Genomic DNA, 24,809 nt, shown 5'->3' with positions numbered 1-24,809 from the left:
TGTTTTGCATTTTAAACTTCATAGTAGGGTTCCTCCTAAAGTTGTGAGTTAGAGTGGTGTCTATACTCATATCTTACTGAGGAGCCCTATTTTTTTCAAAGTCGAAAAATAACGATCTACAGGAATGCTAAACCCGCCAGTTAGTACAACAAGAAAAAAGACCGCCAATGCGATCACTTTCCTTAACTCTTGCACCCATTAGTTCAAAAAAGAAAGCCGTAGCTATCCTTGTTAAAAAATATGCCTCGATAGAAAAATAACCACCGTTTTACACCTGGGATGCTAATCTTTTCTACTAGCCAATTCCTCTCTGTCTGGTGTTTTTGGTGGCTCTTCCATATACCCATTTTTAATCATCAAATTGACTCCATCTTCAGCATATAACCCAATTTCAGCTATTATATTTGTATAATGGACAAATAAATCTCTCCTTGTGCTTTCACTTAATGATAAGCCACAAACAGAAACAGCATAGTGATTTAGAAAGTTAATTAAACTAAGCATTAATTTATCTGAGAACGGAGCTTCTTTTGATTCTGTAACACCTAACCCTCCAAATGCAGGTACTGAAATTTCGTCGTCTTTTAGAATTGAACTGAATTCTTCTATTAATTTCAATGTAATCTTTTTCCCTCGTAACAGATATTTACAAATTTCTTCTGACTTTACTGTTTGGCTAAATCCAGTTATTATCTCTTTTCCCAGAGCATTTCGTTGCAAATTAAGAAATAAGTCAGTGATTTGTATGGCGTGAAGAGGTCGCCGTTCCCCAAACCATCCTGTTAAATAACTCTGTTCTTTTACAAAATCAACTTGTTTCGGATACGGTATATATGGTGCACGAGTATAAATTCCCTTTTGCAGGAGAACATCCATAATTTTGTTTTGAATTTCAGTAAAAAAGGTCAGGCTTTCATAACAGTATTGATGTACATCGGAACGAGGACAAGCAAACATTCCAAGTCCGTACTGTTCCATTCCTGCCCTTGCCATAAAGAATATGTATTGAGCCATTAACACATCCGTAAAAAGTCTAGGTGCTTTAACATTGACATCCATATCAGTGTATCCCATTGGCTTGGGAATTCCTTCTTGGATATAAAAAGATGTTATTTTTTGTATTCGCTTTTCTTTTGCTTCCAGTTTAGTTTGCATAAGCATTTGTATATCAGTGTCATCTACTGTCGCTATAAAATACTTCAAAATACACCGATTTAAGGTTTCAAACATATACAATTTCCACAATGTTCCTATTTCTGCTGAAGTCATCTTTATTTTTGTGTGGTCTGTCATAAAGGCAATCTCCTTTTTTCTTTACAAAGTATTTTTTCCAAATTATTTTTAAAAATTCTGCTCTCAGAAACACTTTATAGAATTAAACCTTTATGATGAATTACACATATTTGTACATTACAAAAAAAACATAACCATTTTAAAATTCACATCTGAATATTAGTTATGTCCTTATCGGTTATTACACTAACCTGCCCCTTTAGTTCAACAAGCAAAAATGACCGCCGCAGCGATCATTGCCAGAAAATGGTCTTTCACTCACGCACCCGTTTTTTTAAGAACAATTTTTCACAATCTTATAGTCAACTCGTACACGCTTATTGAGAAATACGCTCGTACTGACTGTGAATCAGCTTTCGAACCAACTTCAAAACCACCAACAGTATCAGGAATATGAACGGATAAAGAACTGCAGAGTACCAAAGTTTCCATTGATTGTAATAAAAGTATCCAGACTTGTCCGCTAACCACTCATAAACTACGGCGAAAACCGAGCACCCTATGATGTACCAAAATTTCTGTGCAACATTCTTCATGTACTGATAGTAATTCAGAAAAATAGCGTTAGCTGCAGGATAAATGCCGAATATGACAATTAAAGATCCCCATTGAGGACCTTTCTGGAAGTAGCCGTACCAATCGAGTTTTAGGTCCAAATAGATGTTCACTATCAGCTCAAAAACGCATGCAAACATACAGGTTGCGAATATCTCAGTTTTAGTCAGCTTCTTAGGCATTAACCAGAACACGGTATTAAGTACAATAACCGTTAGTATTAAGAACCACACGTCACCTCACGTCCTTCACTATATTTTCCAACAGAATCGAATAATTCATTCGCCATATAGCCATTACACAGTGCGATTCTTTTGTGCTTATTCAAGTAACTGCCCCGTTACTTTAAGTACATTTCTTCACAATATGCTTAAGTAGGCAATGTTAATCTACAAGAAAAAGGATCATCTCATGACGACCCTTTGTTGATTAAACCCTCATTATTAACATCAGTTGTTTCTTCTAGGTCGCAATATCGGACTGAACACAGAGCCGATCGCTCCAGGACCCTAAACAAAAGTCCTTTTCTTACTCTCTCAAATGCTGACTCGTTACTTTCAGTGCATAATCTTCTTATTTATTCTATAAATTTTCCTCACATTTTTATGGAGTTCATCAATAGGCTTACTGTCAATGATACTAGAAATATCAGACATCTTCAGTTTCTTTTCTTCACCCATTTCAAGAAGTTCTTTATTGAGTTTTGCGGTTACTTTGAACAAACTGCCTAAATAAGCGTATTCCTTTATCACTTTCTGTTCAAAACTTTCTGCATAATAATTTTCCGCTTCACCTATAAAGATTTCTAAATCAATAACCTGGCTTTGTAACTTTACTAATCTTTTTTTTGCTTTTTCAACATTAATTGCTAATAAATGATTGTTCACGAACATTCCTCCTTTTATTTAACAATATTCGACAAAAGAAGAGGGAAGTCCCATCGATTATATTTGAAATTGTGAGCAATATTTGACACTTTTAGAGTTGATAATTCAGGTTATTTCACTTTATTACCAGATTAGTATTTGGTGGAACCATGATAAAATTACTATAGAGGTGATTTTATGTTTGTAGCACCAATGCTTCTTCAGCGGAGTGAAAATGCCTTTAATGATGAAGAATTTATTACAGAATTGAAATTAGACGGGATTCGTTTATTACTTTCCAAGTTTAATGGAAAGGTACGATTATATACAAGACACCATAAAGAGGTCACAGCGAGGTATCCTGAGTTACTAGACATCGACATTGCTGATGGGACTGTTTTGGATGGGGAGCTTATCGTACCAGACCGAGATGGAAAACCTGATTTTGAGGCAGCAATGGAGAGATTTCAGTCTAATAAATCAACTCTCAGGATTCAATATTGTGTTTTTGATGTCATTTATTATGCAGGGGACAAAGTTACCAACCTGCCTTTAGTAGAAAGAAAAAAACTATTGGAATCTTTCTTACCTCAATCAAATGAGATCGTATTGGTTCAGTGGATGGTCGGACATGGGGAAGAGTACTTTAATCTTATTCAGCAGCATGATTTAGAGGGAATAGTGCTTAAGAGAGCCAATTCTATGTATCAAGATAATAAGCGATCCCACGACTGGTTAAAAGTGATTAATTATAAATATGCAGATGTCTATATAACAGGGTTAAGGAAAGATGATTTTGGCCTCCTATTAAGCACGTCTGAAGGGGATAGTCTAAAACCTTCAGGTGTAATGGAATTCATTAACCAAAAGGAAAAGATGAAGTTCTATGCTAGATACCAGGATTTAATAATCGGAGAAGATAAGAAGTTTGTTTTTATCAAGCCAGAAATACAGTGCCGAGTAAAATTTAGAAATTATACAAAACAAGGGTTATTACGAATCCCATCGTTTGTTGAATATATTTCCTAGTTAGAGTTTTTTTTATATTCTAAAAAAACGAAAGAAAAGGCCCCAGTATGACGGAACGGTTCCGTTTTGAGGTGCAAGCATAGGAAAAATCATATCAATTCACATATGATTTCTCATACCAAATCACAGTAAAAATCACATACAAAAAAGCATTGGAAGCAACAGATTCCAATGCTTTTTATTTACTGTATTCAAATATAGCCCAAGGAAGCCATAAAACAGGTTCAGTTCCCAAATCATCATCATTACTATAATCGCAATATCGATTAGCTTCTTCAAGAGAAGGTATTAATCCATTTTGGTTCAAAGTGAATTTAAAATGTTTATTAAAATCTTTTTCTAAGCCATTACATAAATATGAGTGAAATGTTCCAGACTCAAATCCAAGCACTTCGTAGCCCATTATTTTTGAATCTTTTTCTTCAATGGGGATTCTGTTTATTAATAATTTTTCAATGCCGTATAAGTTTTCTTCTTGTTTGTTTAGAGACTCTTCATACTCGATAAATTCTTCGACACGCTCTTCTGTTAATCCGATTCCGATAATTTTATAATCAGATAAGTGGGAAAGAAATTTGGATAGGAATTCTCTAGCAAGTTCAATCGTGCTAAATACCTGTGGGAATCCAAAAATTCCTGCTTCAAACTTATCTTCAATCCATTTTTCTATTTCAACATAGGTGTCTTGAGAAATATTTAGTTGTTCGGCGTAAATGCGTTTTTCTTCATTTGAGCTACTCCATAAAACAGTTGTTTCTGGGTGAAAATCACAAATACACTCACTAACCGATAATACGGTATCTGGAATTAACTGTTTATCCATATAATCAGGTCTTACAGCAGGAGTTATGATGTAATACCCTCCTAAGATAAAATTCATTGTTACGTTCCCCCATTTCGCACACTATTTCACAACTATTTTCACACAAATAATCTCACTGAACAATAAGTATTGTCACCCTCAAGAAAAGTGATGTGAATTCTCAAGAGAAATAATTATAAAAGTAGGAAGAATGTTGATATATCGATAAAAATAAAAGCGTGAATTCTTATGCGAATTCACGCTAGAAACATAATGTGATTTACCTTTTTGCACCCCGTATCGGAACCCATAAGTATGACTGTCCTTTTCTATTGTTTTTTGAAACAAAATTATTCTTACTTAATTTGCACCATGTTAAAATATAGATAAAATAAAAAATGGAATAAACTGATAAGCTAATAGATTATAGGTAATGTATAACCGATACAAAAGAATGATTTTGGGAAATGGAGTGAACGGTATGGACCATCTAGTTTTAGGATTTACTTTAGGTGAAAATATAGGTGGATGGGTAGTTACGATTGGTTTAGTATTTATTTTTGGCTATTATTTTAAAAACCCAGACCGAGATCGCAAGAAAAGAAATCAGGATAATGAACTGAAGTAGGTTCTGTGAAGGGGGGTGAAATATGGAATTTGGGAAATCTTCAATCGTTAAAATGGAAAAACGGTTTAGGCGATTATTGTATTGCTTTTGTATATTCTTCTTTTTATATGCAAGTGTAAAAGGATGTCTTGGCCCAACACTCCACTTACATGTACCACTTTTAGTTTGGTTCATACTTATTCCGATTTTTATAGCGATCAGCCTTTATGTGGGACCAGCTGCACATGAGGTTATAGAATCGATGTTAGAAGAAGAGGAAGAGGGAGTAAGTTTTCAAAACTTCAGTCCTTTGGCAGCGGACATCGTAAGGTTCGTCGGGTTGGGATTGATTTATTTCTTTGTTCAATCAGGGTTATTGCTATTGGTGTATCCTGAAGGTGAAAACATTCGCTTATGGAATGTACCAATATATATCCCTTTCTTCGTTGCTAATTATTTTTTAATCTTTCAATTCTATAGAAAATACATATTTGATTGAAGAGAGTGATGGCACAGCCTCACTTCTTTTTTTATAAAAAGACAATTTTATCCTGATATTTTAGTTATTACCTCTCTTTGCCGTCATCAACAAGTACATGTTCATTCTTGTTGTTAATTAACAGGAAAGGTACTTACCATTTTACCAATGTCAGAAACGGCCAAGGGGAAGAAGGAAAGAGAGAAGGGGTGAGCTAGTAAGATATATAATTGTAGAAAAGTGCTACATACCGATTAATCAGAATCCCAAAGCGAAATTTTGTCACCAATTCTTTCTAACTGTATTTAGCAATAGATTCATAAAAGATGGAACGCAATTTAATTAAAATCTCTCCATAAGGTACGAAGGCGTGTCTCTTTTCAGCTCCATAGATATGAGATAAAATAATTGTGTTTCAGAAAGACTTGAAAGTGGGGAAAATATGAAAAAGAGAAAATGGTTTCTTCTTGTAGTTGGTTTTGCCTTGTTATCGGGATGTTCACAAAATGTTTCATCTGAGACAAAAAAGGTGGAAGCAGCATCAAACAATCAGCTTGAAAAGAAAAATCAAGAGATTAAAAAATTGAATCAGAGAGTACAAGGTTTAGAGAAGAAAGTTGAATCCCTTGATGAAGAGAATAAAAACCTTCCAATCCTACTAAATCTATCTCGACAATTCGTAACTGCAAAACACGAAGGAAACAAAGAACAAATTAGAACGTTGCTATCTGATGAACTATCACTTACAGAGATGGAAGATGGGGTGTATGTGGTGACTAGTCAAGGGAAATTCCCCTTACATACCAAAAAAACAGAGGATGGATTTGTTGGATGGGATGTTAGCAACTACTCCTTCGACCATAAAAAAAACGAAGCATTGATTCAAATCACAGAGATGTATCAGGATAAAAATGGAGAAGAGGTATCACCTACCACTTTCTTATATTTGAAATTTAAAAAAGTGGATGGGGATTGGACGATTTTTGATATTTGGTATGATGTATAGCATACATACATATCATAATAAAAAGCTCTGGTCGTATGTGTCCAGAGCTTTTTATCTTTATTCCGCTTTCTACATCACTTTTTTCTATCCGAGACTTTCCAGACTTTTTGTATTATCTTTAGTCTTTTTGCTTTCCCTATTTGTTTCAACAAAATGAGAAGAGATCAACTGTTATTTACCCACATATGACCTAAAAGAACATTGGATAGTAGAAGCCTTTTTCATGAGCGTAAAAGGAAATGGGGGTGCAACCCTTGATATTACTATCCATCATGTTAGTGAAAATCACACGAGATAAAGAGTAAAATAAAGTTATGTAATAACTAGTTTGGTAATTTTTATAAATACTAATCAAATAAGGAACAAGTAATTATCAGTTTTTCAGCCCAAGAAATCACTTCGGGGTTTTCGCTAATAAATACTTCCTGCACCTGCCCGAATGGCTGCGTTTCTATTAATCCATTTTTCCCTATTTCCCACTTTTTAAGTCCGCATTTGAAATTGTGGTTCTCCTCCTTAAAGCATTCTGGTAACTCCCATACTGATCTTTGTTTTACACCTTCTTTAGTCAACACAAGATTTTTATGGTAATTGAACATCCCATAACCAGGATGATTTGGGCAACCAGAAATTGATTCTGTAGCCATATAAATAGCATTTCCTTTACCTTTGTAATCGGTTTTATTTTTATAATGCGGGTGATACTTAGCCCAGGAGGGGATTAAATCTCCTCCAGTAATATTAAAAACATCATCAACTTCTAAATAACCAAAAATAGCGTGTATATTTGGAGCATTGTGCCTAAATTTCCATGTTCCATTTACTCGTTTGGCCTCCTTAAACTATCTGGTGGCAATGTAGTGACTGTCAATATGAATGGAAAACAACTGTGTATAAAAGAGCAATTCGTGGTCAGGGATGCCCTGCCTGTAGAAGCAAAAACACTGTATATGCTGGACATAATGATTTGCAAACTACTAATCCAAAGCATGCGAAGGAGTGGCATCAAGAGAAAAACGGTGAGTTAAAACCTACTAATGTTACAAAAGGTTCAAATAAAAGAGTTTGGTGGCTATGTTCTGTTTGCATACATGCATGGAATATACCCGTTAAAAACAGAAATAAAGGTAGCGGTTGTCCTATAAGTTCACGGAAAAGAAGTAAGCATTAATAATTTAGTTTATAATAAGAGCACCTTGCAAATCGAGAAAAATATATATAAATCTTGGTCAACTCCTAATCCAACTTAATAAATGTGCTTTAGAATTGAATTTAAATAGTTCTAAAAATTTAGCTTTGATTTTTATTAAATCTTATAGTATATTTATCTTGCAGTAGTTTAAGTTGATAAAAACGCCTGAGTCCATATCAGGAGATGGAGGAGCAAAGCCTTCCTGCCTTGTCAGAAATTCTCGTGAAATGAAAGCTCTTCGCGAGAATTTCCACTTTTCATTCATAAACATCACTATAAGCTTTTATATTATTAGGCTTTATATGACGCTGTTGATTTTCTCCTCTTTCTAATGTATCTCCATCACACACCTCAAATAACTCATTCACCCATTTGATATTATTATAATTACAATTATTGTTAATATGCATACCATTTAAATATCTTTGTCCCTCTGAAATAACGCCTAAACATTTTCCTGCCTTGTCTTCGTATATCCCAACAAGTTGTGGTACTCCACCGCTACGAGAATCCTTTTGGCTTTTAATAGCATTATAGAAGCAATTAAAAATCCCTCTAGTTTTACCATAAAAATCACTCTTTGCGTACAATGTTTTAAAGTTATTGAAGTTGTCTCCACCCGATCCATATGCTGCAATTACATCAGATTGAATTTTATTTATATCTTTAGGTTTATCTACCCATTTCCATTCCTTTTTATCCTGTTCTTCTACTTTTACCTCTTTCCAAGCTAGTTCGTAGCAATAAAAATCTCCTGAAGCATTATCCCTCCCACAAATAATTATCGTAAAAGACTTAGTAATAACAATTTTTGGGAAATTGTCAAATGAGTGTTTGATTAGGTTGGAAATTTCTGAAAATACATCTATTGGACTTAAGTTATCTAAAGATAATAGATTATTATCTAATAAATCAATGATTTGTGATAAGATTTGAGTAGGAAATAATACATCCCCACAGTAGCCCATTATCAAGGGAGAACGTTGAGAATAAAAGACCTTTTTCCCATGGTCCCATGAAAGTATGCCTCCATCCGTAGTATCCCAACTTAACCTACTATCACTAGCTAAATATATAGCCGATACCCCTTCACTATCAACTGAACTGAAAGCTATTAATGTCGTCATTTTTTCCTCCTCTAAATTCTAAATTGTTGTTTGATATATATTTAAATTATAGATATTTGTGGTAGAAATAACCATCATTATTTTATTGAAAAATTATATACTTTGAGATTTGTAATACATGACAATCTTACTCATATAAATATATAGGTCTTTTTAATTATTATTTATGTCGAAAAGAGGGGATTTCTTATTCAACTTTATTTTTATTTTTTCTTTATAATTAATTATGGGAGGTAGTGTTATTTTATGATTCCAAAAGAGTTAGTTAGGTTAGTTATTTTAGATAAAGTAGTGCCGTTTATCGGAGCTGGATTTAGCAGAAGCTTTGGGTATCCTGGATGGATGGACTTATTAGAAGAATTAAAAAATGTGATAGGTATCATAGATTTAGAATTTGGGGATATGAGGAATGGCGATCCATTACAAATTGCTCAATCTTTTTTAAGTTACTATAAAGAGGTAAATTGGGAAACGTGTGAAAAGGATGTTATTGAAGGTCTTGGATTAGGTGAAAACTACGATAAAAAAGATTTTTTAAACGGTCCATTGAAAAAAATTGTTCAAGAAGAAACTGATAATAAACTTGAGCTGGATTTTACCAAAGAGTTGTTAGGTCTGATAAAAGTTGATGAAACTAAGGTAAATACTGAAGATGTAGAAAAATTAAAAAAGTTGAGCGAGATTGATTTTAGTTATTTTCTCACTACTAATTATGACAGAGTTATTGAAGAAGAAATAATGAAGGGAAAAAATTATTTAGTCCAGTCTCTTGGTAAGGGAGAAGAATTGAACTGGAACGAAAAAGATAAAACAATTATTAAAATTCATGGAGATATTGATTCTGAAAAAGGCATTATTTTTACACATTCCCAATATTATAAATTTATGCATGATTTCGGTTATTTTAAAAGTAAGTTATATAATCTATTCTCTAGTAATGTAATATTAATGATGGGGTATGGGTTTAATGATATTAACATCCATCAAACCTATTTCCAGTTTATAAGGGATTATGGTACTCAGGTTGATAACAATAAGTTTTATATGGTATTAAGCTCCTACGATAAAGAAAAGTGGGGGACTTACTTTAGCTATTATAAAAGGTTTTTAGAGTCTTATAAGATAAACGTGATTGAGGCAGAAAATCTTCCATCTTTTGTTGAAGAGTTATCTAATGCTATTAGAAATGAAAAAGAAAGTGCTGATTTGAGCCTTTTATTCGATACTCTTTCTGATGAGCCAAGGTTTGCCGAAACTCTGGTAAAAGTAATAAATGGAGAAGAGCCTGATTTAATTAATAATAAAAGTCTGAATTTAGATTTTATAAGAGCTTTTATTAAAATTTTTACAAGTCCTTTTATATTAAATGAAGAACCATTTAAAAAAGAACTCGTAGATTTGAATTCAAAAATCGGTTATTCCATCATGGATTACACGATAAAAATTTTGGGAATTAATCCCGAAATAGCAAGCGAAGATACATATTTGGAGTTTGTAAAAAAATCCTTAAAGTATGTAGATGAAACCACAGACTTCCATGGTAAAAGGTATAGAGCTGAAAGATTTATCGGACTTTCAAAACATATAAATAGAGATGATTATGAGATAGAAACTGGTAAATTGATGTACCAAATGTTTGGTTCTTGTCACCCCACTCAATATTTATATTCTAATCCTGGAGGAAGGTTTCTATTAGAGCATCTTCATCAGATTCCAAGCTACTATCTTCTTAGCTATCTTTATTTTATTATTCACGATGTTGAAGAAGATGAGTATTATTTACCAATAAACCATATACAAAAGTATTGGATAGAAAGAATCAGAGAAAAAGCAGCAGGAAAACCTTCGGTATTAGAAGTTATAGAAAAAATTGATGAAATTCGAAAAAAACGTAAGGAAATGGAAGAAGAAATATAATATCAAAGTAAAAAACGCTGAAAAATTTTCAGTGTTTTTTTATGCATTTTGCCATTAAAGTAGGAGTAGTTGGAATGCGACACTTAAAAAATAATAAAGTAACATTAAAACTCTTAACCGCAAGTGATTCTGTCATAAATAGTTTCTTAATTATGAATTATTTCATTATGAAGAATCGTAATGGATGAAAGCAAAGTCTTAAATCCCTATAAATGGTTATTTATTTACTTAACTTTTATTTATAGCTAAACTTAATAATAATAGATTAAAAGGAGTAGGAGAAATGTATCTTGCAGAAGTATTGATAACAAATTTTCGAAAATTCGGAAACCCAGGTCTCCATTTAAAATTAAATAAAGGATTTAATTTATTTGTAGGGGAAAATGATTCTGGCAAAACAACTATAATAGATGCCATTAAATTAGTGCTGGGTACTCAAAGTAACGATTTTAATAGAATTGAGATTGATGATTTTCATATTCCGAGTGAATTGTCTTCGGAAAACGATAGGGCCACCAAAATAGAGATTTCTTGTATTATACGAGATATAGCGTTGGATGAAGCTAAACATCTTTTAGAATGGTTGTCGTTCGAAAAGAATAATGGCAAAACAGAGTACGTACTCCATCTTACATATAACGCAATAAGACAAGGAAAGAGAATATTTTTCGATGTTAAAGCAGGCATGGGTGAAGGTGCAAAGTTATTAAACAGTGAGGCTAGGAACCGTATTAAAGCCACATATTTAAAACCCTTAAGAGATGCAAATACTGAATTAGCTCCAAGAAAAAATTCAAGACTTTCTCAAATACTGAGCAGTCATTCTGCCTTTGAAAATGAAGATAGCCACTTTTTAATCGAGACTTTTAAAGAAGCCAATAAAAAAATAGATTTATATTTTAAAGGGAAAAATTTTGATGAGAGTGAGCTGACAGATCAAGAAGGGAAAAATCTATTAGAGGAAATAAATATTTACCTTGAAAAATTCTCCAATAAAAACAATGTACTTGAGTCGGGTTTTAAAGTATCAGATTTAAAACTAAGATATATACTTGAACGATTAAGTCTGCAGTTTTCAAGCGAAAAACCAGGTCTAGGTTCTCACAACATTTTGTTTATTGCAACTGAACTTTTATTATTAAAAAGGGAAGAGTTTGATGGATTGAAGTTAGCGTTAATTGAAGAAATTGAAGCTCATCTACATACACAAGCTCAAATAAGACTTATTGAATATTTGCAGGAAGAAGCAGAAAACTCGAAAATTCAACTTTTATTAACCACTCACAGCACAGGATTGTCGTCAAAAATAAAATTAGAAAATCTTTTTATTTGCAACAATAACAATATTTTTTCAATGAGACCAGATGAAACAGAACTTTTAAACGGTGATTATCTATTTTTAGAACGATTTTTGGATGCAACTAAAGCTGATATGTTTTTTGCTCAGGGAGTGATAATGGTTGAGGGTGATGCAGAGAACCTGATCATTCCAGCCTTAAGTAGGGTAATAGACAAACCACTTTCGCAGTACGGGGTAACCGTTTTAAATGTCGGTAGCACGGCCTTTTTAAGGTACTCAAGAATTTTTAGACGCAAGAATATTGAAGATGGTCAATTTACAATCCCTGTAGCATGTATAACTGATTTAGATATTGATACTGAAAAGTATTTAGACGATGACAAGCTAGGTGAAGCTTTTTATGAAAAACGGACAGAGAAAGTAAAAAGTATTCAGAGCAGGATAGATGGCCAATTGGTTAAAACATTCATTTCACCATATTGGACATTAGAGCATGATATAGCATTGAGCGGACTCCGACCGTTGCTGGTTAAGGCAGTATTACAAGCAAAAAAAATTCAAAACAGCGACGAATATGGTTTAACAGATAAGAAAAATGAAACGGTCGATGAAGAGATAAAAATCCTTGAAGCACAATGGAATACAAAAGGATTTAATGAATATAAAATAGCCTATGATATATACAAAAACATCATAACTAAAAAGAATAATAAGGTCTCTAAGGCAATTATTGGACAATGTTTCGCTAGTTTACTTGAACAATATGAAAATAGAGAGAATTTAAAAAAACTCATATTGGAAGATAAATATATTAAATACCTTGTAGATGCAATAAACTATGCTACTTCCCAAGGAGGTGGCAACATTGATTGAGATTACCAATGAGGATATTGATGCTATTGAAACAATTCTTTTTCCTAACGGGAGTACGTTTAATGAAAGCCATAGAAAAGTAATAAAAAATCTTGATACGGTCGATATTAAAGCATGCCCTGGAAGTGGTAAGACGACTTCTTTAATTGCTAAACTTTTAATTTTTGAAAAGAAACTTCCACTAGAAAACAATAGAGGCATTTGCGTATTAACTCATACGAATGTTGGAGTAAATGAAATCAAAAGAAGAAGTTCACAACAAGAAGGAGGTAGGTTGTTTCAATACCCCAATCATATTTCTACTATCCAAGTGTTTGTTAATAAATACTTAGCGATTCCTGCGTACAAACATTTTTTTCTAGATAATGTTTATAGTATTGATATGGATACATATATTGAGAATTTTAAAAAACTATTTTATAAAATTTCAAGGGGATATAGGCAAAATATAGAACGTAAATTTCCAGTTGAAGACCTATGGCAAAAGCTCGTTTTTGATTTTGAAGATGATGGAACCATTTATTTGGGAGCTAAAAAACTAGAGGATGTTTATAGTAACACCACACCCACTTATCAATACTTAAAAGATTTAAAGAAAGGTCTTTTAGAAAAAGGGATCCTTTCATTTAGAGATGCTTATGTAATGGCCTTTAAATTTATTAAAGAATATCCAGAGATAAGGGATTTAATCTCTGCTAGGTTTAAATTTTTATTTATAGATGAAATGCAAGATACATCTCCAATCCAAATGAAATTGTTAAACGAAGTCTTTGATAAAAGCCAAGTAACAATTCAACGAATTGGAGATACAAATCAAGCGATTTTTGAAAGTTCAAGTGAAGAATTAAGTTGGAAGCCAGAAAAGAGGTCGCTCTCCCTAACAGAGAGTAAGCGATTTTCAGCTGCGATCGCTAAATGTATAGATAAAATATGCATTGAACCACAAGGGGTTACGGGTAATAACACTATCCCAATTATTGAACCAACCATCATTGTATTTAATGATCATAACATTGAAAAAGTGCTACCAACCTTTGCTGAACTGATCATAGAGAACAATCTTCATCAAAATGACAGGAATGTCTTTAAAGCAGTGGGGCGAGTGAGTAAGCCTCATCCCGAAGGTAAAATAACACTCCCTAGCTATTATCCAACCTTTAATAAGAGAAATAGCAAAAGCGTAAGATTTAGTTACAGTTCGCTACAGGAGTACATAGATGCTATTAATCAAATTGAAGACCACAATGTAAATGAGTATCGTAGACTTTTAATTAATTGCATGCTTCATGCACTCAGAATTGAAGAGATAAGGAAGGATGATAAATGGTATTCGGAGAAGGCACTTTTACAGACATTGACTGAGAAAAATGAACAAATTGCCATTAATTTAAACAGATTAATTGCAAAATGGGTATTAAACGCAAAAAATGGCCAACCAATTCATAATGAAATAGCTGAATTTTTAACCAGTAAATTTGTCCCTCTTATAAAAGGTAGTAAACAGGTAACTAAAGAACTTAAAGATTTTTGTACGATTACCAAAAACAGTGTGGATAATGCGGTTGAAACTGAAGAAACAGAACAAAAAAATTCTTATTTTCATGCGGTTAAAAGTGGGAGTGAGCTCAAAATCAACCTGGATACCGTTTATAACGTAAAAGGGGAAACTCATACTGCAACTCTATATTTAGAGACATTTTATAAAAAATATGACCTATCTAACTTAATGGATTATTTAAAACAGAACCACACGTTTCCTAAAGGAAAAGAAAAAATAAATGCCCTGTGTGTTGCATATGTAGGGTTAACTAGACCTTCTCATTTACTTTGTTTATCGATGAGGCAAGAAACTATCGATGGCAATGAGGAGGACCTGAAAAAAGCAGGATGGAATCTTTTATATATAAAGGATTAAAAAAGGCGGAATTTCCGCCTTTTTGGACTATAGTCTTTTATTTTTTTCCTAATCAAAACCAATCAAAAATTAATGCGTATTTTTTCACAGTTTGGTGAAAATGATACAGGGAAAGTTCCCCCGTATTCTATTTAGAACCATCCCTTTTTCTTAAACCACCAATATAACGCTAGCCCTATAGCCCCCATAAACACAAGAGACAATGGAAACCCATATTTCCAATTTAAAATAGACATGTATTTAAAATTCATACCAAAGATACCTGATATTAGGGCCATTGGTGAGAACATTGTAGTCATGATGGTAAGAAATTTCATTACGTTATTTGTTTGATGCGAATTCAAGGAGAGATAATTATCTCTAATGTCAGCAGTAATTTCCCTGTTCGACATCACCATTTCAGATAACTTTAATAAGTGGTCGTATATGTCTGAAAAGTATTCTTTTTTTCTGATAATGTTACTCAATCGGTGTGAGTTTAGCAATCGATATAATAAATCACTCATAGGATTAACTGTGTGCATTAGGTTCAATAACATGGATCTTGTATCGAAAAGTTCATCTAATAAAGCATTCATAGGTCTCTTATACGGATTTTCATCAATTTCATCCAGTTTATCTTCTATTTTGTAAACAATCGGGAAGTAATTATCTACAATTTTATCTAATATTTCATAAAACACATGAGTGCTACCAAATTTATCAGGACTTTTTAGAGAAATTGTTCTTTCTAGAACTTCAGAGACTTCCTCACTGTGACTCAGATGGAAAGTCACTATAAAGTTTTCGGCTACAAACAAATCTAACTCTTCTTTAAATAATTCATTTCCATGTTCTCTTACAATATGTGTAATGAAAAAAGTATGGTCTTCATAATAGTCCAATTTCGGTCTTTGAATAACATGATTGGTGCAATCTTCGATAGCAAGTGGATGAAACTGAAAGGTTTCAGATAAATGTTTTATTTCGTCGTTTGTCGGATTATTAAAATCGACCCAGAAGCGTTTAAAATTTTTAAAATTTAGAGATTCAATCGAACTGTGATGTACTAGTTTATTTCCTTCAGTAATTCCAATAAAGCTAATCATTTTTTTACATCCTTTTTACAAAATATCAATATACCATTTTTCTTAATTGAACAATAAATCCCTTTTAAATTAGGAGAGAAAAGAATCAAACCGTTTTATGCATATACCAACTATTCATTTGCCCATATATTCCTGCAATCAGCGTTAATGGAGCAAAAATAGAAGTCATGATTGTTAAGAATTTCATGACATTATTAGTTTGATGTGAATTGATGGATAGATAATTTTCTCTAATGTCTGCGGTTATTTCTCTATTTGACATAACCAAATCCGATAGCTTTAAAAGGTGGTCATAAATATCTGAGAAATATTCTTTTCGATTGATTATATCGCTTAGACGATGTGAATTTAACATCCGATACAGAAGATCACGCATGGGATTTACGGTGTGCATTAAATTCAGTAATAAATATCGTGTTTTAAACAATTCATTTAATAAATTGTTCATGGGTTTGTTGTATGTATTTTCTTCAATTTCATCTAATTTATCTTCAATACTGTTAATGATGGGGAAGTAATTATCAACCGATTTGTCTAAAATTTTATAAAACACATGTAAACTACCAAATTGATCGACATTTTCTTGGTTAACTATTTGATCCCATACCTGTGAAACCTCTTTTGATGAATGAAGATGAAAAGTAACAATAAAATTTTCTCCAACAAAAAAGTCTAATTCATCCTTTAAAATTTCTTTGTCTTCCTCACGAACAGTATGTGTAACAAAAAAAGTATGGTCATCATAATAATCTAATTTTGGTCTTTGAAGTACTTTATTTATGCAATCTTCAATAGCAAGAGGATGAAAATGAAATATGTCCGCTAAACATTTTGCCTCTTCTTCAGTGGGAGCATCAAAATCCACCCAAAATCGTTTATATTTTTTAAAATTCAAATTTTCGATTGAAAATTGTTTTTCTAACCTATGTTCTTCCGTAATTCCTATGAATCTGATCATTAAAAACACCCTTTTTAGCAATAAAATCTGTTGTTAACATTATCTACATCTTAACTATAAAGGAATCTCGGAAAAAGAAAAGCAAAATCCCTTGTTAATAAGTCTAAAAACAACTTTCCCATACTGAACGAAACTTAACCTACAAGTCCAAAACACCTTGTTAGAATAAAATGGAAAAGAACGTGGGAACTTATGAAGAAAGACACACGAGAGGTAGTAAGATGCAATCTAGCAAAAGCATTAAAGATAGCCTTATTGAAAGTTTAACCCATTCCGAAGATGTAATTTTAAAAGAACTTCATACAAAAGAAAAAAGAATAGAAGCGCTATATATAAAAACGATTAGTGATGAAAATATCTTTCATCAAAAGATATTAATCCCGTTTTATGAAATTAAGGATTCGCTCCCGTTTTTAGCGTATCTGGAATCCTTGCCGGCCATCAACCCATTTGAAAATATAGAAAAGGCACTTGAAGAATTATTAAGGGGCGTGACCATTCTATTTTACCTTGATACTGTTTTTGTATTGGATAGCAAGGCCGACCGGAATAATTCTGTCTTAGATACAACGGTGGAAACAACTATACAAGGACCTCAATCTGGATTTAGCGAGAGTTTGCCGACAAACATAGGATTGATTCGACATCGTTATCCTGAGCCGTCCTTACAGGTAGAATCAACAACTGTTGGCAAGATCTCCAAAACAAAGGTAATGATTGTCCATGATTCAAAGCTGGCTAACCCCGATACACTCAAGAAAATTAAGGATTTTTTATCACGAATCGATGTTGAGATGTTCGAAACGGGTGAGCAGCTACTTGATTTAGTTAAAAAGAGTAATAGGGCCCTTGTTCCGATGATGCTTGTGACTGAAAGACCTGATCGCGTAGTTGTCAATATAGCGGCTGGCAAAATTATTCTGCTTGTAAGCGGAAGTCCATTTGCTGTTGTTCTACCTACAGTCATGAAGGATTTTATGGCATCAATGGAGGATATTTATCAAACCTTTTGGGTCACAAAATTCTTGCAGTTATTAAGATATATCGGCTTTTTTACCAGTCTTGTTCTTCCTGGATTGTATGTAGCGATAACCAGTTATAATCCTGAATTATTTAGGGTTCAATTAGCTCTAAGTATAGCCGGCAGCAGAACAGGTGTCCCTTATCCATCGTTTATTGAGGTAACGATTATGTTAATCATGATGGAGATGTTAACCGAGGCCAGTATCCGTCTTCCTAAAGCAATTGGGCCAACTGCTACAACGGTAGGAGGATTAATATTAGGGCAGGCTGCAACTGAGGCGGGTCTTGTTAGTAATATTATGATTATTATTACCTCTACAGTTGCCATCTCAAACTTTGTTGTCCCAGTTAATGCCTTTAGTTTTACATTGCGAATAATGAAATATATCGTGTTGGCTTTGGGAACTATATTCGGGTTAGTGGGAGTTGTAGTAGGTTTCACGATCCTTGTAGCATATATGGTTAGGCTTGATAGCTTTGGCACCCCATTTCTTACCTTAGTCCAAAGTAAACCAAATAAGAAATAATTCGTTACAAGGAGGGGAGGCAATGAATCGTTATTATCTCTATTTGGTCTTCTTAAACATGATCATCAATGTCATTATTTTTATTCCAAAAGTGTTGATTGAATATCGTTTTGAAGGGGCAGTAATGGGGGTTATCCTGGCAATCCCGGTTGGCATTGTCCTTAGTTACTTATACAGTATATCGATTAACCGATTTTCAGAACAAGGACTGCCTGAAATACTCTCTAACACAAAGAAACGTTGGTTGAAAACCATCCATTTATCAAGTGTCCAACTTTTATGGTTCTCAGCAGGTCTTATAACGTTGATCGGCTTTATTGATATTTTAGCCCGATTTGTTAACCCCGAAATGCCGAAGCTATTACTGCTTTCTATCTATTTAGGTGCTATTTTTTTAATCATTCAAATGCCAACTGAAAGGGTTATGTATCTGCTCGAAATTGTTTTATTTCTCAATATCCCTCTGATTGGATTTATTATTTTTAAGGCCTATACAAATGAGTATCTTAACTGGGACTCTATTCTTGAAGTCGGGACCCATATGTTTCAATGGCCTAGTTTAAAGGCATTTGCTGCGGCCACCTATTGTTTTTCAGGATATGGAAACTTAATTATTTTTAATCGAGTAATAAAAGGAAAATTAAAGGTTTGGAATTTTATGATTCTTGCAGTTTTGGGTACCTTAAACCTATTTACTGCCTTCTTCATTCCGATTGGATTTCATGGCTCTGATGGGGCACAGGAATATCTTTATCCATGGATTTCCACCGCTGATTCACTGAGATTAGTATACAGTCCCATTGAACGAGTTATCTTTCTATTTCTTATGTTTTATATGAGCATTTCACTAATTAGTATTTCGATTCATTGGCATGTGTCTCTTGAGCTATTAAAAGGAACATTTAAAAAACCGGATAATAAAAAAAATGTTTGGATGATCCTTAGCTGTTTCACGGGATTTTCGATAGTAGGAATTATTTATTTAAACACGATTCTCCTATTGAAATTAGTAATATACTGGTTCATCATTCGGATTGTCTTCGAGATTCTGGTCGTCTTTATTTTCTTTATCTGGGTTAGGAGGAAATTGGCATGATAACCCGTTACAAATGGAGATTCACGATCATGATTCTAGTTGCTGTCTTATGCTTAAACGGTTGTGGATTTAAAGATATTGAAAAGCGTTTTTTTGTTGTGAGTATTGGTGTCGATTTGGCCAAAGACAAAACAAAAAAATATTTGGTTAGTTTAAAGTTTGCCGTGCCTGGTGCTACCAAAGAAAATCAAGGTGAATATCAAATAGTTTCACAAAATGCTAACTCCATGTCCGAAGCTGTGAGAATTATCAAAACGAAAGTAGATAAGGAAATTGATTTTAGCCATGCAAAAGTAATTGTGTTTAGTGATGATGTGGTGAAAAAAAAGGGGAATGCTGGCATGTACTATTGGTTTACCCGAAGAAGAGATATACAAAAAATTGCTTGGGTAAATATTGGCAAGCCTACCGCATTAGATGTATTAAAAGTAAAACCAAAATCTGAATATCTGCCTTCAAATGCCTTGTTTTTGGCACTAGGGAAGGAAGGTTCAGAGACTCCCTATATTACATCAGAATTCCTTTTTGACCTAAAATACAGGTTAATTGAACGAGGAATAGACCCTATCATGCCGATTGTGAAGGCCAAAAAAGATTTATTAGAAATTAATACAGCTGGGATTTTTAACAAAAGTCACTTGAAACTAACGTTAAAACCAGAGGAAACCAAAATGTTGAATTTTCTTAGAAATCGTGAAGAAAAGAGTGCTATGAGGGTAACAAAGGGAGATACAACTATTGTCTTTGATACTCATAAAGTAAAGACAAAATTCAAACTATATACCCCAATAGGTAAAACACCTTTTATCAAGGTAAATGTTTCGATGAAAGGCAATTTGGAAGAAGCATCAAAACGGGTCCCAATTGCAAAATTATCAGCTTATGAGAACACTGCTGAAAAATCAGTAAATAAAAGAATTGAAAAATTTTTGATTAAGCTTCAAAAAGCAAACCTTGACCCTCTCGGATTTGGTCTAAGATACCGATCAAGGCATTTTAATGATGATGATTGGAAACAATGGAAAAGAATCTATCCAAACATAGTATTTAAGGTACAATCAAATATTCAAATTGAGGATACCGGTTTGATCAATTAAATAAGGCATTCCTCGATTCGGAATGCCTAGGATGTATGCGTTTATGCAGTAGGTGCTGTATCTTTCGTTCTCATTGTTTGTGGAATATAGACGCAGAATGGTTCACTTTCCAAATAGTCACCTGTTACGGCATAGGTACGTGAACGAGAACCACCGCAAATTTTGTTATATTCACAAACTCTACATTTACCTTTATAATTGTCAGGCTGGCGAAGTTCCTTAAATACTTTTGCTTCACGATAAATTTCAGCAAGCGGAGTTTCGCGGATATTTCCACCTACGATTGGCAATAAGCCACTTGGCATAACATCCCCAATATGAGAAATAAAGGCAAAGCCATTTCCATCATTTACTCCTTTTGGAGCACGCTTTAAGCCATCGTGCATGGAAGCAAAATCCGTTGTAATGGAATCTTCGTAATGAATTTCTCCCTTGTCAATGAGGTGATCACGTGTTTTTTGTTGCAAAACTACGCGGCGATAATGCTGTGCTGCCGTTGTTTTAATATCATATGGTGCTGTTTTACTTAGTTCATAAAGCCATCTGAATACTTTTTCATGTTCAGCAGGTGAAATACAAGCATCCATTTGACCTCTGCCTGTTGGAACAAGTAGAAAAATATACCACATAACTGCCCCAAGCTCGGCGACTAATTTTGACATTTCTTCTAGTGAGTCATAATTATAACGAGAAATGACGGTGTTAATTTGTAATGGCATATCAAGTTCATTTAAGTACTTTATTTTTTCTACTGTTAAATCAAAAGATCCAGGAGTTCCGCGGAAATGGTCATGAATTTCGGGAGTAGGTCCGTCTAGGCTAAAGCCCCAGCGTGATAAGCCAACATCTTTAAATAACTTCATTTTTTCTTTTGTGACATTTGCTGTGGCGCTTGGTGTCATAGAGACACGCATACCTTTTTTAATCGCATAATCCGCAAGTTCGTATAGATCTTCCCGCATCATACAATCCCCGCCAGTGAAAACAAGCATAGGATTATCCATATCGTAGATTTGATCGATTAAATTGATTCCTTCTTCATGCGATAACTCTCTTGGATCGGGAGTAAGCTGAGCGTCTGCCCGGCAGTGTACACATTTAAGCTGGCAGGCTCTTGTTACTTCCCAAATAACGATAAACGGGTTTTGCTCATAATCTATTTTTTTACCTGCACCATGTGGGTGTCCCATAGCATGTGGATGTCCTTTACTGAAACCTTGCATTTTCATCACCAGAATTCATTATTATTTTTTTACCATTTAAATTGTTTCTACAGTTTAATTATAAATAGGCCTCCACGCTTTGGATTAAGGGTTTGTTACAATATTTCTACATTCGTCTATACTCTCATTAAATATGACATGATTGTTAAGATTAAATTATGAAAATCACAAACTAATTACTTTAAGAATGGATTGGTTCTCTTTATACTATTTAGTTGTCTTTTAATCTAATTACATATGGAAGCGTAAAAAATGTTAAAAAAAGAGGGTGCAGAGGGAGAGGGGTAACATTAAATGGCTTGTTGTTGGTCCCTCTCTATTGGTTGTTCAATGAGGACGATTTCGTTAAAAAAGCTCTTAAGAATAAGCCATTTTGCAGGATAGCTATAAATGAAATCCTCAACTGTTTGGGATGAAAAATAGATGAAGCGGTCAATCGGGCTTTTTACTTTCCGTAAATCGTACAGGAGGGCATGGGGGTTGGTGTAATACTTTTTTAATTGTAAAGGATTCAGCGTTATAGCTTGAATATTTTGTTCCAAAAGATAGTTCTTAATAGATTGTTCTTGGAAGAGAATACTTTCTTCCCAGGATTGATCATTAATGCTTATGCGTTCGTTTATAAAATAAATTCCGTTCATTCTTACCACCCTTTTAATTTCCTTGATATTGTTATTGACAGGGTGAGGTGGAAGTATACTCAGAGAATAAAATGTTTAAGGAGTACTGCCATTTTTTTTATTTTTTTACTTTTTTAATGCTAAAACACCTCACAGTAATTGGCATTTTTGTATGGCATGAAAAACTTGAAAAGTGTGAAATATAATTCTTGGGTTGAAGGTTCAATCCATTGACAAAAAAGGGTTTACAGCATCTTGATATCCAACAAAATGGAGGTATCTTAATGAACACAACTCAACATTCGATTACACATATTAATCAATGCCGTCAGATTACACAGCAGCTCATTCAACAAACACAGTTAGGCAGTCAACAATATCAACAAATGCTGCAAAACGAACAGCAAAATGTTCATATGCTTGAACAAATGCTGCAAAAAGAGAGACTGGCGGTTCAAACGATTCAGCAAAGCTTACAAGGGCATGAGATGGCCATCCAGCGATGCCAAGAAGTGATTGCACAGTGTAATCAATTGGAGAGAGAATTATCGGGACAAATGGGGTCATTGGGATATCAAACCGTTTCACATGTAAATCCTGCATTCCAAACCCAAACCTATCAACAATACCAGCCCCAAAATATCCGATAAACGTTCAAAAAGCGTGCACATATCCATGTGCACGCTTTTTTTATCGTTTACGAAATTACACTAGCGTTGCATAAAGCTTTAGCAGCTTTTTTATGCAATGCTAGTGACAAAATTATAAAATTTTCGCTTCTGGATAACTGTTAATATAAGGGCTGTCGACGTCCAGCTCCAGCGCCTAGCCCCTCTAGGCCAAAAGCCACTCAGGAAATGAAGGCAAAGAACGCCATCTTTTCCTGAGCGTCTTATGCTTGTCGGGGCTGTTCAAGGCGCTTGCGCTTTTGTTCCAAAAAAATACCCGGCAATTGCCGGGCGGGTTCAAACCTAATCTATATTAAGGGGGGCGGAGGTTAAAAGGTTCTTCCTAGAACCTACTTAAATCTTAAAGGATAAATATGAACAAACTATGAATGAATAATTAATAGTTTGAGAAGGTTTTTGATAGAATGATTGCCGCTTATTACATAAGAAAATAGATATTCTAGGAATAGCTCATCACTTAATATAAATAACAATAGGAAATTTATGAGTCAAAAAGTGGGGGAAAAGTGTGGAGGATTTTTATCAAATTCTAGATTTTCTTGATTGCCCTGAAGCAAAGGTCCTAGCGACAATTATCAGTGTAAAAGGTACTGCGTATAAAAAAGAAGGTTCCTCAATGCTGTTTTTTTCAGATGGTTCACAGGTCGGAATGTTAACAGCAGGCTGCTTAGAACAGGACCTTGCTTTAAAGGTGAGGGAGATATTTAGAAAACAGGAAACCATGATATTACGATACGACTTATATATGGAGGATGATCTGAACTGGGGACAGGGATCGGGATGTAATGGTACTCTTGAAATTCTACTCGAACCTGTTACTGAGCAGCTAACAGAGGACCTACTTTTAGTTAAGGACCTTCTTAAGCAGCATAAGCCTGTTATCGTCTTGAAAAAACTGGATGACCTTGGCGAATATATTTTCATTGAAGAGGATGGTGAACCGTTCGGTCAGTGGTCGGGTTCGCTCCCGACTATTGAGTTCACTTCAAAAAGCGGTATCGTGTCAAGGGATGGTTCCACGGTGTATCAACAAACCTTTCATCCAAAACCACGTTTAATTGTTTTCGGGGCAGGGCCTGATGCAAAACCCTTGGCAGCCTTAGCGGCTGAAATTGGTTTTTCCGTTGTAATATGTGATTGGCGTGAAGCATACTGTCAGAAAGAAAACTTTCCTGCAGCAGATCAACTGTTAGTAGGATTTCCTAAGGAACTTCTAAAACAAATTTCCTTCTCTCCCTATGATTTTGTTGTGATTATGACCCATCAATTTAAAAGAGATCAAGAGCTGTTAACGAAAATTTTACATGAAAATATCAAATATTTAGGTGTTTTGGGACCGAGAGAACGAACAAGAAGATTATTAAATTACGAGGAAATTCCGCATGGGATTTTTTCACCAATAGGTGCAAGCATAGGTGCTAAGGGTCCAGTCGAAATAGCGGTTAGTGTGATGGCTCAAATGATTGAAGTGTGGAGAAAACCATCGCATGAAAGGGTAGAGCTGCTATGGACCATCCCAGATTAGCGG

At 34.0% G+C, this 24,809-nt stretch carries 22 protein-coding genes and 1 pseudogene; 13 read left to right on the top strand and 10 right to left on the bottom strand.

The genetic code is table 11. The features are described from left to right. Positions 1–282: 282 nt before the first annotated feature. From JOC76_RS11780 to JOC76_RS11775, 3 genes are all read right to left on the bottom strand, one after another. The gene (locus JOC76_RS11780) at positions 283–1,293 is read right to left on the bottom strand and encodes a DUF3231 family protein (protein ID WP_205177798.1); all 1,011 of its coding nucleotides are present in this window, start codon (positions 1,291–1,293) and stop codon (positions 283–285) included. A gap of 317 nt (positions 1,294–1,610) precedes the next feature. Next, the gene (locus JOC76_RS30860) at positions 1,611–2,030 is read right to left on the bottom strand and encodes a CBO0543 family protein (protein ID WP_372441937.1); all 420 of its coding nucleotides are present in this window, start codon (positions 2,028–2,030) and stop codon (positions 1,611–1,613) included. Positions 2,031–2,405: 375 nt separating this feature from the next. Further along, on the bottom strand, positions 2,406–2,735 hold the full coding sequence (locus JOC76_RS11775; protein ID WP_205177797.1) for a hypothetical protein: 330 nt from the start codon (positions 2,733–2,735) through the stop codon (positions 2,406–2,408). A gap of 177 nt (positions 2,736–2,912) precedes the next feature. Here JOC76_RS11775 and JOC76_RS11770 point away from each other — a divergent pair, with 177 nt between their 5' ends. Next, positions 2,913–3,743 carry an ATP-dependent DNA ligase gene (locus tag JOC76_RS11770; RefSeq protein WP_205177796.1) on the top strand — a complete coding sequence of 277 codons (831 nt, stop codon included), beginning with the start codon at positions 2,913–2,915 and terminating at the stop codon, positions 3,741–3,743. Positions 3,744–3,921: 178 nt separating this feature from the next. Here the strand turns inward: JOC76_RS11770 and JOC76_RS11765 are convergent, their stop codons facing one another. Then, positions 3,922–4,623, bottom strand: coding sequence for a hypothetical protein (locus JOC76_RS11765; RefSeq protein WP_205177795.1), 702 nt, complete (start codon positions 4,621–4,623; stop codon positions 3,922–3,924). A 403-nt stretch (positions 4,624–5,026) separates the two neighbouring features. Here JOC76_RS11765 and JOC76_RS11760 point away from each other — a divergent pair, with 403 nt between their 5' ends. From JOC76_RS11760 to JOC76_RS11750, 3 genes are all read left to right on the top strand, one after another. Beyond that, positions 5,027–5,173 carry a hypothetical protein gene (locus JOC76_RS11760; protein ID WP_205177794.1) on the top strand — a complete coding sequence of 49 codons (147 nt, stop codon included), beginning with the start codon at positions 5,027–5,029 and terminating at the stop codon, positions 5,171–5,173. 22 nt (positions 5,174–5,195) lie between these two features. Next, positions 5,196–5,651: a hypothetical protein gene (locus JOC76_RS11755; protein WP_205177793.1), complete on the top strand. Its 456-nt coding sequence runs from the start codon at positions 5,196–5,198 to the stop codon at positions 5,649–5,651. 421 nt (positions 5,652–6,072) lie between these two features. Next, the gene (locus tag JOC76_RS11750) at positions 6,073–6,636 is read left to right on the top strand and encodes a SadB/YajI family lipoprotein (protein ID WP_205177792.1); all 564 of its coding nucleotides are present in this window, start codon (positions 6,073–6,075) and stop codon (positions 6,634–6,636) included. A 347-nt stretch (positions 6,637–6,983) separates the two neighbouring features. On the opposite strand, the pseudogene JOC76_RS11745 reads toward JOC76_RS11750, so the two are convergent. Then, positions 6,984–7,424: pseudogene (locus tag JOC76_RS11745) on the bottom strand (Nmad3 family putative nucleotide modification protein); the annotation flags it as partial. Positions 7,425–7,480: 56 nt separating this feature from the next. On the opposite strand from JOC76_RS11745, the gene JOC76_RS30855 reads away from it, so the two are divergent. Then, positions 7,481–7,807: a zinc-ribbon domain-containing protein gene (locus tag JOC76_RS30855; protein ID WP_372441936.1), complete on the top strand. Its 327-nt coding sequence runs from the start codon at positions 7,481–7,483 to the stop codon at positions 7,805–7,807. 278 nt (positions 7,808–8,085) lie between these two features. Here the strand turns inward: JOC76_RS30855 and JOC76_RS11735 are convergent, their stop codons facing one another. Beyond that, positions 8,086–8,955: a hypothetical protein gene (locus JOC76_RS11735; RefSeq protein ID WP_205177790.1), complete on the bottom strand. Its 870-nt coding sequence runs from the start codon at positions 8,953–8,955 to the stop codon at positions 8,086–8,088. Between the two features lie 246 nt (positions 8,956–9,201). On the opposite strand from JOC76_RS11735, the gene JOC76_RS11730 reads away from it, so the two are divergent. The 3 genes from JOC76_RS11730 (at position 9,202) to JOC76_RS11720 (ending at position 14,960) form a co-directional block, all read left to right on the top strand. Further along, positions 9,202–10,872, top strand: coding sequence for an SIR2 family NAD-dependent protein deacylase (locus tag JOC76_RS11730; protein ID WP_205177789.1), 1,671 nt, complete (start codon positions 9,202–9,204; stop codon positions 10,870–10,872). 283 nt (positions 10,873–11,155) lie between these two features. Beyond that, positions 11,156–13,045: an ATP-dependent nuclease gene (locus tag JOC76_RS11725; protein ID WP_205177788.1), complete on the top strand. Its 1,890-nt coding sequence runs from the start codon at positions 11,156–11,158 to the stop codon at positions 13,043–13,045. Further along, positions 13,038–14,960: a UvrD-helicase domain-containing protein gene (locus JOC76_RS11720; protein WP_205177787.1), complete on the top strand. Its 1,923-nt coding sequence runs from the start codon at positions 13,038–13,040 to the stop codon at positions 14,958–14,960. The genes JOC76_RS11725 and JOC76_RS11720 overlap by 8 nt, the downstream gene beginning before the upstream one ends. A gap of 131 nt (positions 14,961–15,091) precedes the next feature. Here the strand turns inward: JOC76_RS11720 and corA (JOC76_RS11715) are convergent, their stop codons facing one another. Both corA (JOC76_RS11715) and corA (JOC76_RS11710) read right to left on the bottom strand, forming a co-directional pair. Beyond that, positions 15,092–16,048: a magnesium/cobalt transporter CorA gene (gene corA, locus JOC76_RS11715; protein ID WP_205177786.1), complete on the bottom strand. Its 957-nt coding sequence runs from the start codon at positions 16,046–16,048 to the stop codon at positions 15,092–15,094. A gap of 85 nt (positions 16,049–16,133) precedes the next feature. Then, positions 16,134–17,006 (bottom strand): magnesium/cobalt transporter CorA, encoded by an 873-nt coding sequence (gene corA, locus JOC76_RS11710; protein ID WP_205177785.1) that lies wholly within the window; start codon positions 17,004–17,006, stop codon positions 16,134–16,136. A gap of 221 nt (positions 17,007–17,227) precedes the next feature. Here corA (JOC76_RS11710) and JOC76_RS11705 point away from each other — a divergent pair, with 221 nt between their 5' ends. Genes JOC76_RS11705 through JOC76_RS11695 form a run of 3 tightly spaced genes read left to right on the top strand, consistent with a single transcriptional unit; the run spans position 17,228 to position 20,749 of the window. Then, positions 17,228–18,556, top strand: coding sequence for a spore germination protein (locus JOC76_RS11705; protein ID WP_205177784.1), 1,329 nt, complete (start codon positions 17,228–17,230; stop codon positions 18,554–18,556). A gap of 22 nt (positions 18,557–18,578) precedes the next feature. After that, positions 18,579–19,652: a GerAB/ArcD/ProY family transporter gene (locus JOC76_RS11700; RefSeq protein WP_205177783.1), complete on the top strand. Its 1,074-nt coding sequence runs from the start codon at positions 18,579–18,581 to the stop codon at positions 19,650–19,652. After that, a complete protein-coding gene (locus JOC76_RS11695) occupies positions 19,649–20,749 on the top strand; it encodes a Ger(x)C family spore germination protein (protein WP_205177782.1) in 1,101 nt (366 codons plus the stop codon). The genes JOC76_RS11700 and JOC76_RS11695 overlap by 4 nt, the downstream gene beginning before the upstream one ends. Before the next feature lie 41 nt (positions 20,750–20,790). Here JOC76_RS11695 and JOC76_RS11690 read toward each other — a convergent pair whose 3' ends face one another. Then, entirely contained in the window at positions 20,791–21,972 is a 1,182-nt protein-coding gene (locus tag JOC76_RS11690) for a TIGR04053 family radical SAM/SPASM domain-containing protein (RefSeq protein WP_372441935.1), read from the bottom strand. A gap of 290 nt (positions 21,973–22,262) precedes the next feature. After that, positions 22,263–22,613: a hypothetical protein gene (locus tag JOC76_RS11685; protein WP_205177781.1), complete on the bottom strand. Its 351-nt coding sequence runs from the start codon at positions 22,611–22,613 to the stop codon at positions 22,263–22,265. Positions 22,614–22,876: 263 nt separating this feature from the next. Here JOC76_RS11685 and JOC76_RS11680 point away from each other — a divergent pair, with 263 nt between their 5' ends. Then, positions 22,877–23,242 carry a hypothetical protein gene (locus JOC76_RS11680; protein WP_205177780.1) on the top strand — a complete coding sequence of 122 codons (366 nt, stop codon included), beginning with the start codon at positions 22,877–22,879 and terminating at the stop codon, positions 23,240–23,242. Positions 23,243–23,789: 547 nt separating this feature from the next. After that, positions 23,790–24,806: an XdhC family protein gene (locus JOC76_RS11675; RefSeq protein ID WP_307784714.1), complete on the top strand. Its 1,017-nt coding sequence runs from the start codon at positions 23,790–23,792 to the stop codon at positions 24,804–24,806. The last annotated feature ends 3 nt before the right edge of the window (positions 24,807–24,809 follow it).

Source organism: Neobacillus cucumis (assembly GCF_016908975.1).
In the GTDB taxonomy this organism is placed as follows: domain Bacteria; phylum Bacillota; class Bacilli; order Bacillales; family Cytobacillaceae; genus Neobacillus; species Neobacillus cucumis.
The sequence above is the reverse complement of the archived record's forward strand: the minus strand, read 5'-3'. Positions and strand labels throughout refer to the sequence as shown.

Coding starts and splice junctions, on each gene's coding strand:
- JOC76_RS11780 (WP_205177798.1), bottom strand. CDS start 1,293: ATGACAGACCACACAAAAATAAAGATGACTTCAGCAGAAATAGGAACA.
- JOC76_RS30860 (WP_372441937.1), bottom strand. CDS start 2,030: ATGCCTAAGAAGCTGACTAAAACTGAGATATTCGCAACCTGTATGTTT.
- JOC76_RS11770 (WP_205177796.1), top strand. CDS start 2,913: ATGTTTGTAGCACCAATGCTTCTTCAGCGGAGTGAAAATGCCTTTAAT.
- JOC76_RS11765 (WP_205177795.1), bottom strand. CDS start 4,623: ATGAATTTTATCTTAGGAGGGTATTACATCATAACTCCTGCTGTAAGA.
- JOC76_RS11760 (WP_205177794.1), top strand. CDS start 5,027: ATGGACCATCTAGTTTTAGGATTTACTTTAGGTGAAAATATAGGTGGA.
- JOC76_RS11755 (WP_205177793.1), top strand. CDS start 5,196: ATGGAATTTGGGAAATCTTCAATCGTTAAAATGGAAAAACGGTTTAGG.
- JOC76_RS11750 (WP_205177792.1), top strand. CDS start 6,073: ATGAAAAAGAGAAAATGGTTTCTTCTTGTAGTTGGTTTTGCCTTGTTA.
- JOC76_RS11735 (WP_205177790.1), bottom strand. CDS start 8,955: ATGACGACATTAATAGCTTTCAGTTCAGTTGATAGTGAAGGGGTATCG.
- JOC76_RS11730 (WP_205177789.1), top strand. CDS start 9,202: ATGATTCCAAAAGAGTTAGTTAGGTTAGTTATTTTAGATAAAGTAGTG.
- JOC76_RS11725 (WP_205177788.1), top strand. CDS start 11,156: ATGTATCTTGCAGAAGTATTGATAACAAATTTTCGAAAATTCGGAAAC.
- corA (WP_205177786.1), bottom strand. CDS start 16,048: ATGATTAGCTTTATTGGAATTACTGAAGGAAATAAACTAGTACATCAC.
- corA (WP_205177785.1), bottom strand. CDS start 17,006: ATGATCAGATTCATAGGAATTACGGAAGAACATAGGTTAGAAAAACAA.
- JOC76_RS11705 (WP_205177784.1), top strand. CDS start 17,228: ATGCAATCTAGCAAAAGCATTAAAGATAGCCTTATTGAAAGTTTAACC.
- JOC76_RS11700 (WP_205177783.1), top strand. CDS start 18,579: ATGAATCGTTATTATCTCTATTTGGTCTTCTTAAACATGATCATCAAT.
- JOC76_RS11695 (WP_205177782.1), top strand. CDS start 19,649: ATGATAACCCGTTACAAATGGAGATTCACGATCATGATTCTAGTTGCT.
- JOC76_RS11690 (WP_372441935.1), bottom strand. CDS start 21,972: ATGCAAGGTTTCAGTAAAGGACATCCACATGCTATGGGACACCCACAT.
- JOC76_RS11685 (WP_205177781.1), bottom strand. CDS start 22,613: ATGAACGGAATTTATTTTATAAACGAACGCATAAGCATTAATGATCAA.
- JOC76_RS11680 (WP_205177780.1), top strand. CDS start 22,877: ATGAACACAACTCAACATTCGATTACACATATTAATCAATGCCGTCAG.